Source organism: Streptomyces sp. NPDC046215 (genome assembly GCF_040646215.1).
Classification (GTDB): domain Bacteria; phylum Actinomycetota; class Actinomycetes; order Streptomycetales; family Streptomycetaceae; genus Streptomyces; species Streptomyces stramineus.
Map to the genome: position 1 here is coordinate 87,228 of NZ_JBEYZW010000004.1, position 14,058 is coordinate 101,285.

Annotated in this window: 9 protein-coding genes; 7 read left to right on the top strand and 2 right to left on the bottom strand. The window is 73.7% G+C overall.

The window, feature by feature from the left end:
- Positions 1-10: 10 nt before the first annotated feature.
- The gene (locus ABZ951_RS02910; protein WP_344083403.1) at positions 11-1,789 is read right to left on the bottom strand and encodes an ABC transporter ATP-binding protein; all 1,779 of its coding nucleotides are present in this window, start codon (positions 1,787-1,789) and stop codon (positions 11-13) included.
- 11 nt (positions 1,790-1,800) lie between these two features.
- Positions 1,801-3,528 carry an ABC transporter ATP-binding protein gene (locus ABZ951_RS02915; protein ID WP_344083401.1) on the bottom strand — a complete coding sequence of 576 codons (1,728 nt, stop codon included), beginning with the start codon at positions 3,526-3,528 and terminating at the stop codon, positions 1,801-1,803.
- Positions 3,529-3,937: 409 nt separating this feature from the next.
- Here ABZ951_RS02915 and ABZ951_RS02920 point away from each other — a divergent pair, with 409 nt between their 5' ends.
- The 7 genes from ABZ951_RS02920 (at position 3,938) to ABZ951_RS02950 (ending at position 14,058) form a co-directional block, all read left to right on the top strand.
- On the top strand, positions 3,938-4,960 hold the full coding sequence (locus tag ABZ951_RS02920; protein WP_344083399.1) for an NAD-dependent epimerase/dehydratase family protein: 1,023 nt from the start codon (positions 3,938-3,940) through the stop codon (positions 4,958-4,960).
- Positions 4,961-4,977: 17 nt separating this feature from the next.
- Positions 4,978-6,918 carry an asparagine synthase (glutamine-hydrolyzing) gene (gene asnB / locus ABZ951_RS02925; RefSeq protein ID WP_344083397.1) on the top strand — a complete coding sequence of 647 codons (1,941 nt, stop codon included), beginning with the start codon at positions 4,978-4,980 and terminating at the stop codon, positions 6,916-6,918.
- Positions 6,908-8,119, top strand: coding sequence for a Moenomycin biosynthesis protein MoeGT1 (locus ABZ951_RS02930; RefSeq protein WP_344083395.1), 1,212 nt, complete (start codon positions 6,908-6,910; stop codon positions 8,117-8,119). Before asnB ends, ABZ951_RS02930 begins: the two co-directional genes overlap by 11 nt.
- Positions 8,116-9,624 (top strand): asparagine synthetase B family protein, encoded by a 1,509-nt coding sequence (locus ABZ951_RS02935; protein ID WP_344083392.1) that lies wholly within the window; start codon positions 8,116-8,118, stop codon positions 9,622-9,624. The genes ABZ951_RS02930 and ABZ951_RS02935 overlap by 4 nt, the downstream gene beginning before the upstream one ends.
- 84 nt (positions 9,625-9,708) lie before the next feature.
- Entirely contained in the window at positions 9,709-11,223 is a 1,515-nt protein-coding gene (locus ABZ951_RS02940; protein ID WP_344083389.1) for a radical SAM protein, read from the top strand.
- Positions 11,213-12,478 carry a hypothetical protein gene (locus ABZ951_RS02945; protein ID WP_344083386.1) on the top strand — a complete coding sequence of 422 codons (1,266 nt, stop codon included), beginning with the start codon at positions 11,213-11,215 and terminating at the stop codon, positions 12,476-12,478. Before ABZ951_RS02940 ends, ABZ951_RS02945 begins: the two co-directional genes overlap by 11 nt.
- Positions 12,478-14,058, top strand: coding sequence for a carbamoyltransferase C-terminal domain-containing protein (locus ABZ951_RS02950; protein WP_344083382.1), 1,581 nt, complete (start codon positions 12,478-12,480; stop codon positions 14,056-14,058). The genes ABZ951_RS02945 and ABZ951_RS02950 overlap by 1 nt, the downstream gene beginning before the upstream one ends.

Genomic DNA, 14,058 nt, shown 5'->3' on the forward strand with positions numbered 1-14,058 from the left:
GACGCCGCGCCTACCCCGGATCCGCCTGAATCCGGCGCAGTTCGGCCGATTCGGCCAGCACCTCCTGTGCCGTTCCCGCCGCGTCCACGCGCCCGTCTTTGAGGACCACCACCCGGGCCGCCGCGCGCAGCAGCGCGGGCCGGTGCGACACCGCGAGGACGGTGACCGAGCCGTCCAGCAGCCTGCTCCACAGGAGCTGCTCGGTCGCGGGGTCCAGGGCGCTGGAGACGTCGTCCAGGACCAGGAGTTCGGGGCGCCGAGCCAGCATCCGGGCGATCGCCGTCCGCTGGAGCTGACCGCCGGACAGTCTGAGGCCCCGCGGGCCGACGACGGTGTCGGCGCCGTCCTGCATGGCCGCCAGGTCGGGGGCGAGGACCGCGGTGTGCGCGGCGTCCTCGAAGGTCCTTCCGTCCCCGTCCCCGTCCCCGTCACCGTGCCCGTCACCGTCTCCGTACCCGTCCCCGTCGCCGTCGTCCAGGCCCAGCAGGACGTTGTCCCGCAGCGATCCGCTGAACAGGTGCGGGTCCTGGGGGGTGTAGCCGCAGCGTGGGGGCACCAGGAAGGCCGCGGGGTCGGTGATCGGTTCGCCGTTCCACAGCACGGTGCCCCGCTCGTGCGGCAGCAGGCCGAGGACGGCCCGCAGCAGGGTCGACTTGCCCGAGCCGACGCCGCCGGTGATCACGGTGACGGAGTGGCGCACCACGGTCAGGTCGACGTCCTCGATGCCGCGCTCCGAGCCGGGGTGCCGTGCGGTGAGCCCGCGGACGGTCAGCTCCCGCAACCCGGGTGCCCGCGCGGGGGCGGGCGCCGGTTCCTCGTCCGGCGTCCGGGGTCGTCCGCCGAGGAAGTCGGTGATGCGGCCGAGGGCCACCGAGACGCGCTGCAGCCGCACCGAGAGGATCCCGATCGAGGCCAGTGCCTCGGCGAGGATCTGCAGGTAGAAGGTGAACAGGGCCAGGTCCCCGACGCTGAAGGTCCCGCTGTGCGCCCGGCCCGCCGTCAGCAGCAGGACGAGGCCGACGCCGAGGGGGGCCGCGTTGCCGATCACGGTCCGCTGCACGCCCGCGAACAGTTCCTCGCGCACCGCCGCCTTCGCGCGGGCCGCGTTCAGCCGGTCGATGTGCGCGGCCACGTGGTCCTCGGCGGTCGCCGCCTGTACCGCCTTCACGGCCCCGACCGCCTCCCGCAGGGCGCCCGCGACCTCGGCCGACGCGCTACGCGTGGCACGCCGGTAGCGGAGGAAGCGGCCGTGGACCGCGGCCGTGACCACGGTGATCAGGACCAGCAGCACCAGCAGGGCGCTCGTGACCACCGCGTCGATCCGCATCATCACGGTGACCGAGGCGATGACGAACAGCCAGTGGGCGAGGTTGGTCGGCGCCCAGGCCACGAAGAAGCCGGTCTCCTCGACGTCCTCGCCCACGACCCGCAGGGCCTCCCCCGGGGTGGTGCGGGCCGCGGCTCCCCGGCCGCGCAGGGCGGAGCCCAGCAGTTCCCGCCGCAGCCGGGCCGTCGTGCCGTACTGGACCCGCGGCTCCAGCCGGTTGATCATCACGCCGAACTGGAGGCACAGCCGGGCTCCCTCGATGGCGGCCACCCAGGCGATGAGCGGCCAGACCCCGCCGCCGGAGCCGATCTCGTCGAACAGCCGCTGGAACAGGAGCCCGACCGCCAGCGTCCCGGCCCGCAGCAGCACCCACAGCCCCGTCAGCGTCCAGTACGCGCCCGCCGAGCCGCGCAGCACGGCCCCCAGCCGGCCGAACGTTCCCCCTGCGCCGATGCCGGCCACCCTCCCGCCCGTCAGCCGGCGCGCAGCAGCGCGTGGAAGCGCGAGGCCGGGTCGGCCGCGAGCTCGGCCCGTTCCCCGTGCTCGGCCACCGTCCCCGCGTCGAGGACGAGGACGCGGCCCACGGTGCGCAGCGCGTGCGGCCGGTGCTGGACGACGACGGCGGTCCGTCCCTCGAGGAGCCGGTCCATCGCGGGCATGAGCTGCTGCTCGGTGTGCGGGTCGAGCCGGGCCGTCGGCTCGTCCATCAGGACCACGGCCGGGTCGCGCAGGAACACCCGGGCCAGCGCGAGGAGCTGTTCCTGTCCGGCGGACATCCCGCGCGCTCCGGCGCCCAGGACGGTGTCCAGGCCGTCGGGCAGTGCGCGCCGCCAGTCCGTGAGTCCGGCCTCGTCCAGTGCGGCACACACCCGGCGGTCGTCGACGGAGCGGTCGAAGAAGGTGAGGTTGTCGCGGAGCGTGGCGTGGATGACCTGCACCTCCTGGGTGACCAGGGCGACCCGGCTGCGCAGCGCCCGGGTGTCGAGTCCGGCCACGTCCTGGCCGGCGAGGCTGACGCGGCCGCTCACGGGGCGGTGCAGTCCGAACAGCAGCCGCACGACGGTCGATTTGCCGCTGCCGGTACGGCCGACGATGCCGAGCCGCTCCCCGGGGCGCAGCCGGAAGGAGACGTCGCGCAGGACCGGTTCGCCGGGGTCGTACCAGAAGGACACGCCGTCCAGCTGGGCGCCCAGCGGTCCGGCGGGCAGGCGGCGGGTGCCGGTGCGTACGGTGGCGTCGTCCTGGCGCAGCAGTTCCCGGAGGCGCTGCACGGCGACCGCGGCCTCCTCCAGGTCGTGGAAGCGGGTGGTGACGGCCAGCAGCGGGCGGCGCAGCAGCATGGCGTACGAGAGGCAGGCGAAGGCCGTGCCGGTGGAGAGCTGTCCGCGGCCGTGCAGCCAGACGCTGACGGCCAGGGCGAGGACCACGCTGGCGGTGGACAGGCCCTGGACCGTGGCGGGCCAGCGCACGGAGACCCGCGCCGCGTGGCGCGCCCGCTGGTAGAGGTCGGCCTGTCGTGTCTCCAGGGCGCGCAGGGTGTGGGCCGAGGCGCCGTTGGTCCTCAGGTCCTCGGCGCCGGTGAGGCGTTCCTCCAGGAAGCCCAGGAGCTGCGCGGAGGAGGTCTGCCGGGCGGCGACGAAGGGCATGGCCCTGCCCACGAGCCGGCGCAGCAGGAGGAGGGTCACTGCGACGAACGGGGCGAAGACCAGGGCCAGGCGCCGGTCGAGCTGGAAGAGGGCGCCGAGGATGCCGAGGACCAGCAGCATCTGGGCGAGGACTTCGAGGACCAGCGTGGACATGACGGCGGCGAGTCGGGTGACGTCGCCGTCGACGCGGTCGACGAGTTCACCGGGCGGGTGGCGCTGGTAGAAGCCGGAGGGGCGGCGCAGGCAGTGGGCCACGAGGTCGGTGCGCAGCCGGTTGGTGGTGCGCCAGGCGAGCCGCGCGGCCACGGCGTCGCAGCCGATGGTGACCAGGAGCAGCCCGAGGGCCGCCGCGAGGTACCAGGCGGCGACCGCGAGCAGCAGGCCGGAGGGGCTTTGGGACAGCGTGTGGTCGATGAACCGGCGCAGCATCTGGGGTGCCACCAGCTGGAGTCCGATCCCCAGGGGGACGAGCACCGCGAGGAGGAGGACGGACGGCCTTTCCCCGCGCAGATAGCGGAAGAGTACGGAGAGCTGCCGTAACGGGCTGCCTGCCAACGCGTCCCTCCCCCGGGCGCCGGACCGCGGAAGGGCTCAGCATAAAGTTCGTTCCCGTGCGTTGGGAATGACGCGTGCCTTGCTCAACTCGGCATACGGAGTTTCGGCCCGGGCCGGGAATGGGACGGCAGCATGCGGAATATGATCAGCCGTTTGGTGTCGTTTTATCGCGCTCCGGCAAGCCGTTGCTGCTGATTCATCGCACTGTTAGACTCCACGGGTCTTCCGGGCCATTCGCCTTGCATGTCGTCGCTGCGCACCAGCCGATATCGGCCATATTTCGCCGGCGCCCGCCTGTGTCCGGGCCGGATGAGTTCCCGTACCCGCAGTGGACCGACGCCCGGGGCAGCGCCAGCACGGAGCACCGCCTTGAACGACCGGATGCCGACGGAACCAAGGGGGATACTCGATGTCGGGTGACGCGTACGACGGGGTCGAAACCGTGGAAAAAGCGGTGGTCACCGGTGCCGCGGGTTTCATCGGCTCCCACCTCGTGGAGGTGTTGCGGCGCGGCGGAACCGACGTGGTGGGAATCGATCGCAAAGCGAGTTGGGCCACCGCTGACATACCGGCGTCCGCCGGGCTGGGAGCCCTCCGCGCGATCAACGCCGATCTCGCCTCCGCGGATCTTTCCGCCTGTCTGGAAAATGCCGCCACCGTCTTCCATTTAGCCGCTTTACCGGGGGTACGACCGTCCTGGACGCAATTCCCGGAGTATCTCCACTGCAACGTCCTGGCCACCCAGCGCCTCATGGACGCCTGTGTCCGCGCCGGCGTGCCCCGCGTGGTCATGGCCTCGTCCTCCAGCGTGTACGGCGGCGCGGAGGGCACGATGAGCGAGGACGACCTCCCTCGCCCGCTGTCCCCCTACGGGGTCACCAAACTCGCCGCGGAACGGCTCGCCCTCGCCTACGCCGCCCGCCGCGACGCCGCCCTCTCGGTGAACGCCCTGCGGTTCTTCACCGTCTACGGCCCCGGTCAGCGCCCGGACATGTTCATCGGCCGGGTCATCCGCGCCACCCTGGAGAACAGGCCGATCGAGATCTACGGCGACGGCACCCAGATCCGCGACTTCGTCCACGTGTCGGACATCGTGCGCGCGCTGCTGCTCGCCGCGGCCGCACCCGGCAAGGGCAGCGGCGTCGTGAACATCGGCACCGGACGTGCCGCGTCGGTCAACGAAGTCCTCGTCCTGACGGGCGAGTTGACCGGCAGGACGCCCGACGCGCGGTACGGCCCGGCGCACATCGGCGACGTGCGGGCCACGACGGCCGACGTCGGGCGGGCGCGGAACCGCCTCGGCTTCACCGCGCGGACGGAGCTGCGCGCCGGGCTGGCCACGCAGATCGAGTGGGCCAGGCACTCGCTCGCCAGGACCCCGCCGCACGAGACCGCCTCGTCGGCCGGGATGGCGCCCACCCACCGGGGGTAGCCGGCATGTGCGGCTTCGTGGGATTCAGCGACATCACCGGCGGCTCGGAGGCCGCCCGCGCCACGGCCGGGCGGATGCTGGCCGCGGTGGCGCACCGCGGCCCCGACGGCAGCAACTGGTGCCACCACCGGGGCGTGACCTTCGCGCACTGCGCCCTGACCTTCGTCGACCCCGGCCGGAACCGGCAGCCGTTCGTCTCCGCGAGCGGAGCCACCGCGATCGTCTTCAACGGGGAGATCTACAACCACGAGGAGCTGCGCCGGGAACTGCGCGCCTCGGGAGCCCGGTTGCGCACGCGCGGTGACACCGAGGTGCTCGTGGAGCTGTACGAACGGCACGGCATGAAGGTGCTGGAGCGGGTGCGCGGCATGTACGCCTTCGTGCTGCGCGACGCGCGCACCGCGACGACGGTGCTGGTCCGCGATCCGATGGGCAAGAAGCCGCTCTATTACGCGCGAATACCCGGCGGGATCGCCTTCGCCTCCGAGCTCACCGCGCTGCTGCGCCATCCCGACGCCCCGCGCACCCCGGACGTCCGGGCCCTCGCGGGCTATCTGACGCTCCAGGCGTTCTGCGCGCCCGGCTCGGCGGTGACCGGGGTGCACAAGGTCCGCCCCGGCAGCTTCCTGGAGCACTCCGGCGGCCGGCTGCGCGAAGTGGAGTTCTGGCGGCCGCGGCTGGCGGCGGCCGCGCGGACGCCGGGTACGCGAGAGGCCGCCGCCCGCTTCGAGGAGCTGTTCCGAGCCGCGGTCGCCCGCCGGGTCACCAGCACCGAGCTCCGGCTCGGCGTGCTGCTGAGCGGGGGTCTCGACTCCAGCGCGGTGGCCGCCGTAGCCCAGCAACTCTCACCTCAGCGCCCGGTTCTGACGTTCAGCGCGGGGTTCGAGCACCCCGACTTCGACGAGAGCGCCCACGCCCGCTCGGTCGCCCGGCACCTGGGCACCGAGCACCATGTCGTCCGCATCGGGGGACGTGAACTCGCCGCCGTGGTGGAGTCGGAGTACGCCCGGACCGACGAGCCCCTGGCCGACCCTTCCCTGCTGCCCACCCGCATCGTCTGCCGGGCGGCACGGCAGCACGTCCGCGGGGTGCTCACCGGGGACGGTGCCGACGAGCTGCTCCTGGGCTACCGGTACTTCCAGGCCGAGCGGGCGATCGGGACGCTGCTGCGGCTGATGCCGGCTCCCCGGCTGGAAGCTCTGACGCGGGCCCTCGTGCGCAGGCTGCCGGCCCGGTCCGGCAACCTGCCCGCCGCCGCGGCTCTGGCCCTGCTGGCGCGCGGGCTGCGCGCGGCGCCCGAGCACCGCTTCTACCTGTCCACGGCCCCCTTCCGGCCGGCCGAACTGCCCGGACTGCTGCGGCCGGACGCCCGCGCGGCCCTGACCGGGCACGACCCCTTCGCCGAGGTCTCCCGGCTGCTGGCCGGTCAGCCGGGCCTGACGGGCGTGCAGCGCAGCCAGCTCGCCGTCGTCGCCCACTTCCTGCGCGACGTGATCCTCACCAAGACGGACCGCGGCGGCATGCGCAGCGCCCTCGAACTGCGCTCCCCCTTCCTCGACCTGGACCTCGTCGAGTACGGCAACACGCTGCCCACCGCGCTGAAACTGCGCCGCTTCACCGGCAAGTACCTGTTGCGCCGGATCGCCGCCGACTGGCTGCCGCCGGACATCGTGCGGCGCACCAAGCTCGGCTTCCGGGCTCCGCTCGCCGCCCTGCTGCGCGGCGAGCTGCGCCCGCTGCTGCTGGACACGCTGTCCGCGCCCGCGCTGGACCGCGGCGGGCTGTTCGACAGCCGTGCCGTGCGGCTGCTGACCGACGACCACCTCAGCGGCCGGCGCGACACCTCGCGCAAGCTGTGGGCGCTCCTGGCGTACCAGCTCTGGTACCAGGCGCTGCCCACGCACACCCCGTCCCCCGCATGCCTCGACCTCACCGAGGAGCCCCACCGTGCGCCCTGACCGCCCGCACATCCAGGTGCTGTCCCCGCGGACGTGGGGGGAGTTCGGCAACTACCTCGCCGCCACCCGGTTCTCCCGGGTACTGCGCGGCGCCGTCGACGCGGAAGTGACCCTGCTGGAGGCGGAGCCGATCCTGCCCTGGCTCGGCGAGGCCGGTGCCGAGATCCGCACGATCTCCCTGGAGAGCCCGGACGCGACCGCCCGCACCCGGCGCTACATGGCTCTGATGGCCCGCTTGCAGGAACGTTTTCCCGCCGGTTTCGAGACCGCCCCCTCCCCCGAGCAGATCGCCGATCTGGCCCCGCTCACCGCGCATCTGCGCTCCACCGCCCCGGACGTGGTGGTCGGCACGAAGGGCTTCCTGGCGCGGCTGTGCGTGGCCGCGGTACGGCTGGCGGGGCTGCCCACCCGGGTGGTCAGCCACGTCACCAACCCCGGGCTCCTGCGGCTGCCGCTGCACCGCAGTCCGCATCCCGACCTGACGCTGGTGGGTTTCGCCTGGGCGAAGGAGCACCTCCTCGCGCAGACGGGCGGTGATCCCGACCGCGTCCAGGTGGTCGGACCGCTCGTCGCCCAGCACGACCTGCGTGACTTCATGACCAGCGAGTCCGCCGCTCCGGCGGCCGGCCCCTGGGGCGGGGACACCGACTCCGGCCGCCCCCGCCTGATCGTCTTCTGCAACCGCGGCGGAGACGTCTACCTGGAGCTGGTGCACCACATCGCCGAACACCACCCGGACACCGACCTGGTGTTCGTCGGCTATGACGACCCCGGCCTCGCCCGCCGCGCGGCCGCCGGCGCCGAGCGGCTCGCGCACTGGCGCTTCCACAGCCGGCTCACCCAGGCCCAGTACTTCGACTACATCGACCGCGCGTCCAGGTCACCGTACGGGCTGCTCGTCTCGAAGGCGGGCCCCAACACCACACTGGAAGCCGCCTACTTCGGGATCCCCGTGCTGATGCTGGAGTCGGGGCTGCCGATGGAGCAGTGGGTGCCCGGGCTGATCCACGAGCACGCTCTCGGCCGGGCCTGTGCCACGCCCGAGGACCTGTTCCGGACCGTCGACGACTGGCTGACCCGCCCGTCGGCGATCGAGACGCACAAGAAGGCCGCGATCGGTTTCGCCGAGTCCGTACTCGACCAGGAGGCGGTGGCCCGCCGGATCGGGGCCGCCGTGCGGCCCCTGCTGGAGGCCCGGTGAAGCCCCGGATCCAGCTCGTCGCCACGCCCGGCGGCGTCCGGGCCGAAGGCGACGAACAGGCGCGGCTCGGGCACGCCCTCGGCGGGGACCCCCTGGCCGAGGGCGTGCCCGAGGGGGTCTTCGCCGCCTGGGAGTGGGACGGGGAACGCCTGCTCGTCCGCAACGACCGGTACGGCATGCACCCCCTGTACTACCGCACCGACGCCTCCTCCCTGGCGCTCTCCCCCGATCCGCTCGCCCTGCTGCCGCCGGGCGAGCGCACCGCACTCGACCACGACGCGCTGGCGGTCTTCATCCGGCTGGGCTTCTTCCTCGGCGAGGACACCGCCTTCGCCGCGGTCCGCGCGCTGCCGCCCGCCGCCACGCTGACCTGGTCCCCGGACGAGGGGACCGCCGTGCGCGCGCCCGCGCTCCCCGTGCCGGGCCCCGCGGCCCTCACTCCGGCCCAGGCCGTGGACGGCTTCGTCGAGCTGTTCCGCGCCGCCGTGGCGCGCCGGCTGCCCGCGGAGCCGTACGTCCTGCCGCTGAGCGGTGGCCGGGACTCCCGGCACATCCTGCTGGAGCTCTGCCGTCAGGGCGCCCCGCCGCGGCTGTGCGTCAGCGGCGCGAAGTTCCCGCCCGACCCCGGTGCCGACGCCCGCGTCGCCGCCCGCCTCGCCGGGCGCCTCGGTCTGCCGCACCGCACTGTAGCCCGGCCGCGCTCGCAGTTCCGCGCGGAAGTCACCGCCGGCCCGGCCCAGGGCATGGGCACCCTGGACGGCGCCTGGACCCTGCCCCTGCTGGCCTTTCTGCGCCGCCACAGCGGCCTGTGGTACGACGGGATCGGCGGCGGCGAGCTGGCGCAGAACCCCAGTATCGAGCTGATCAGGAGCAACCCCTACGACGTGAGGGACCTGCCGGGGCTCGCGGACCGGCTGCTGGCCGCCGGCCGCACCGGCGCGCACGTCGAACACCTCCTGGGCCCCCGGACCCGGGCCCTGTGGAGCCGGGAGCGGGCCCGGGCCCGGCTCGCGCGGGAGCTGGCCCGGCACGCCGGCGCCGCCTTCCCGCTCGGCTCCTTCTTCTTCTGGAACCGGACCCGGCGCTCCATCGCCCTCGCCCCCTTCGCGCTCGGCGACGGCCGCGCGGTGATCCACACCCCCTACCTCGACCACGCGCTCGTCGACCACCTCGCCTCGGTGCCGCACCGCCTCCTGATCGACGGCACGTTCCACGACCAGGCGCTGCACCGGGCGTTCCCGGAACACGCCGGCCTGGGCTTCGCCTCGGCCGCCGCGCAGCGCCCCGCGCTCGTCCTGGTCGGGCACCGGCTGGCGTACCTCACCCGGCTGCTCGGCCACGCCCTGCACGGCGAACGGCACTGGTGGCACAGCCGCGACCGGGTCCTGCAGCGGCTGCTGGCCGCGGGCCGCGGACCGGGGGCGCCGCAGCGCGTCAGCCGGCTCCAGCCGCTGGCCCTGTACCTGCTCCAGCTGGAGTCCCTCGCGGCCGGGAGAACCGCCTGAGGACGGACGAGGACACCGCCCGCGCGACCCCGGAAGGACCAACAGGCCCGAGAAGGCCGAGAAGGCCGAGAAGGAGGGGACATCATGCGGAAGACACTGCCCGTCATCAGTACCGGTGCGGCGGGGGCCGCGCCGGGCGGTTGCTCGACGGCCGTCGCCGAGGCACCGGCCCGCCCGGGCCTGCCGCGCTGGCGCAAGCGGAAGCTGCGGATCGCGCTGGTCCGCCACCACGACCTGTGCCTCAACACCCGGCAGATCACCCAGATCCAGAAGCGGGCCGGTGTCCTGCCGCACCTCGGTCTGGGCTACATCCACACCGCCCTGAACTCGGCCGGCTTCCACCACGTCATCCAGGTCGACACCCCCGCCCTGGGACTGGACAGCGAGGGGCTGCGCGCACTGCTCGCCGACTTCGCACCGGACCTGGTCGGCGTCAGCACCACCACACCCGGCCTGCCCGGCGCCGTCGAAGCCTGCCGGGCGGCCAAGAGCACCGGCGCCAAGGTCATCCTCGGCGGCCCGCACACCGAGGTCTACGCGCACGAGAACCTCTTCCACGACTGCATCGACTACGTCGGCGTCGGGGAGGGCATCACGATCATGCCCGAGCTGGCCGAGGCGCTGGAACAGGGCGAGAAGCCGGAGGGCATTCCCGGCCTGGTGACCCGCGAGCACGACGGCGGCGCCGCGCCGATGGTGAACCTGGAGGAGGTCGGCTGGCCGTCCCGTGAGGGCCTGCCGATGAACAACTACTACTCGATCATGGCTCCCCGGCCGTTCGCGACGATGATCTCCAGCCGGGGCTGCCCCTTCAAGTGCAGCTTCTGCTTCAAACAGGCCGTCGACAAGAAGTCGATGTACCGCTCCCCCGAGGACGTCGTCGGCGAGATGACGGAGCTCAAGAACCGGTGGGGGATCAAGGAGATCATGTTCTACGACGACGTGTTCACGCTGCACCGCGGCCGCGTCCGGGAGATCTGCGCTCTGATCGGCGAGCAGGGCCTGAAGGTGCGCTGGGAGGCGCCGACCCGGGTGGACCTGGTGCCGGAGCCGCTCCTGAAGGACATGGCCGGGGCGGGCTGCGTACGGCTGCGGTTCGGCATCGAGCACGGCGACCCGGAGATCCTCCAGCGGATGCGCAAGGAGAGCGACCTCCAGAAGATCGAACGGGCCGTCACCTCCGCGCACGAGGCGGGCATCAAGGGCTTCGGCTACTTCATCGTCGGCTGGCTCGGCGAGACCCGGGAGCAGTTCCGCGCCACCGTCGACCTCGCCTGCCGCATCCCGCTGGACTACGCGAGCTTCTACACCGCGACCCCGCTGCCGGGCACCCCGCTGCACACCGAGTCCGTCGCCGCGGGCCGGATACCCGCCGACTACTGGGACCGCTTCGTGCGCGGCGAGTTCGACGCGCGGATCGGCTATCTGGTGCCCGACGCCCAGCGCCGCGCCCAGGCCGCCTACCGCGCGTTCTTCCTGCGCCGCTCCATGGCCGCACCGCTGCTGTCCCACATGGCCTCGACCGGCCAGTGGCGCAACACGCTGGACGGTCTGCGCAGCCTGGCCCGGTCGACCTCCAACACCGACCGTGACTTCTGAGACCGCCCGCCCGGCCGCGTCCCTGCGGCCGGGCCCCGCCGTCCGCCTCAACACACCGCTGCCGGCCCACGGCCGGCGGCGGCACGGCGAACCGTTCCTGACCCACCACGTCCGCGCGACCACGGCCCGCGGCCTGTGCCCGCCGCCGTCCTGGTCGGTACCGGTGCGGTACTTCCTGCCCGGCGGGCCGTCGGGCGAGGCTCCCCCGCTCTCCCACGCCCGGGCCGCCGCCGACGCCCTGCGCGCCGGCTCCCCCGCACTCGCCCTGATCGCCCCGACCTGCGTCTCGCGCGGCACCCTCCCCGAGCAGGCGGAGCGCCTCGACGCGCTGCTGGACCGCGTCGCCGAGCTGGCCGAGGACCGGCCGGACGCCCCCGTCGTGCTGTTCGTGGGCATGCAGTGGTCCTCGGCCGAGGAGGAGGACGAGTCCGTGCGGCGGCTGCGGGCGCTGCTGCCGCGGGCCCGTGCCCGGCTGCCGCGGGTGCCCGTGTGCGGCCTCTCCCTGCCCGGTCCCGGCAAGCCCCGCACGCTCAACGCCGCGATCGGGGTGGCCGAACTGCTCGGCTGCGCGGGCGTCGGCTGGGTGGACGACGACGTGACCCTGGAGGCGGGCTGCCTCGCGCGGCTGGCGCGGGACTTCCTCGCGGCCGGCTGCCGGGGCGCGGTGGGCGCCACGAAGGTCCCGCACACCAAGGAGTTCGCCACGTCGCGCCTGCTGGCCCGCGCCAAGGCGATCGCGGCGCCCGCGACCGACTACCCGCACGGCTGCTGCATCCTGGTGGCCACCGACGTCGTGTCCGGCGGCATGCCGGGCCGCTACGTCTCGGACGACGGTTACGTCTGCTTCCGGCTCCTCGACCCCGCCCTGCCCGACCCCCTGGCCCGGCTGCGCCTCGTGCCGGACGCCCGCTGCCACTACTACGTCGCCGGTCCCGCGGGCGAGACCCGCCGCAGGATCCGCAGGCTCCTCCTCAACCACCTCGTGGACCTCGCCGACTGGCCCCTGCCCGTGGCCCGCCACTACTTCCGTCACATCCTGTTCGCCGGGCTGTGGCCGCTGACCGGCTTCGACGGCACCGGCGGGCGGCGGCGCGGCGTCCAGAAGGCGCTGATCAAGTGGCTCTACTTCGCCTGGTTCGCGGGTGTGGGGGCGGAGCTGTACCTGCGCGGGCTGACCGGCCGGCCGCTGCGCGCCGTCGAGTGGGCCCCGTACTCGGCCGTCCCCGCCCTCACACCCGCTGACCAGGAGCGCTGATGAAGGTACTGTCCCTCCACTCCGCCGGCCACGACACCGGTGTCGGTTACTTCGAGGACGGGCGGCTGGTCTTCGCCGTCGAGACCGAACGGCTCACCCGCGTCAAGCACGACCACCGCAGCGACCTCGCGCTGGAACACGTGCTGTCCCAGGAGTGCGTGGACACCGGTGGGATCGAGCTGGTGGCGGTCAGCACCCCGGTCCGCAGCGCGCTGTTGCGGATACCGGACCTGGACCACGCGATGGAACGGATCGGCGCCGGGGCGCCCCACCACCGGACCACCTGCGAGCTGCTCGGCAGGAGCGTGGACTGCGTGGTCGTCACGCACGAGGTGGCGCACGCCGCGCTGGCCGCCCACTACGCGGGGCACGAGGACGGCACCCTCGTGCTGGTCAACGAGGGCCGCGGACAGCTCACCCGCAGCTCCCTGTTCCGCGTCGAGGGGGACCGCCTGGAGTGGCTCGCGAAGGACCCGCTGCCCTGGTACGGCAACGGCTTCGGCTGGACCGCGATCGGCCACCTCCTGGGCTTCGGCAAGAGCCCCGGCGTCGCCGGCAAGGTGATGGCGCTCGGCGGCTACGGGCAGCCGGACCCGCGCATACGCGAGCAGCTGCGGGCCGTGGACCCGCGGGTGACGCACGATCTGGAGCTGGCCGAGCGGGTGCGCGCCGACCTGGCCCGACGACCCGGGTTCGACTCGGCCGCGGACGTCGTCGCCACCTTCCAGGAGCTGTTCACCGCCGCCGTGCACACCGTGCTGGACCGGTACGTCACCCGCACCGCCACGGGGGTGGGGCCGATCGCCCTCGGCGGCGGCTGCGCGCTGAACATCGTGGCCAACTCGGCGCTGCGCGCGTCCTTCGGCCGGGACATCGCCATCCCGCCGGCCTGCGGTGACGCGGGCCATCTGGCGGGCGCCGGGATCTACGCCCTCACCTACGTGCTGGGCCGCAGGCCCGAACCGCTCAGCGTGTACGGCAACGGCGCCGGCGAGCCCCGCGCCGACGTCCTGGCCGCCTTGGACACGGCAGGGCTGAAGGCCGTCCCGTACGACGCCCGGGCCGTCGCCGGGCTGCTCGCGGACGGCGGTGTGGTGGCCCTGACGGAGGGGGCGGCCGAGCTCGGGCCGCGGGCGCTCGGGCACCGCTCGCTGCTGGGCAACCCGGCGGTGTCCGGGATGCGCAAGCGGATGAGCGAAGAGCTCAAGCAGCGCGAGTGGTACCGCCCCTTGGGTGCCGTGATGCGCGACGAGCGCTTCGCCGAGCTCTACCCCGGCGGCCGGCCGTCCCCGTACATGCTCTTCGAGTACCCATTGCCGGAAGGCACCGCCCCGGAGGCCCGGCACATCAACGGGACCTGCCGGATCCAGACCCTGGGCGTCGGCCAGCAGCGGCTGCACGGCCTGCTCACCTCCTTCGAGGCGCAGACCGGCGTCCCGGCGCTGATCAACACCTCGCTCAACGGCCCCGGCCGGGCCATCGCGCACACCGCCCGGCACGTGCTGGACGACTTCGCGCACAGCGACGTCGACCTGTTCGTCTTCGACGACGTGATGGCCTACCGGAGTGCGCTCCGGTAG

Excerpts from the sequence above, each read along its gene's own strand:
- ABZ951_RS02920 (WP_344083399.1), top strand. The coding sequence starts at position 3,938 with ATGTCGGGTGACGCGTACGACGGGGTCGAAACCGTGGAAAAAGCGGTG.
- ABZ951_RS02940 (WP_344083389.1), top strand. The coding sequence starts at position 9,709 with ATGCGGAAGACACTGCCCGTCATCAGTACCGGTGCGGCGGGGGCCGCG.
- ABZ951_RS02950 (WP_344083382.1), top strand. The coding sequence starts at position 12,478 with ATGAAGGTACTGTCCCTCCACTCCGCCGGCCACGACACCGGTGTCGGT.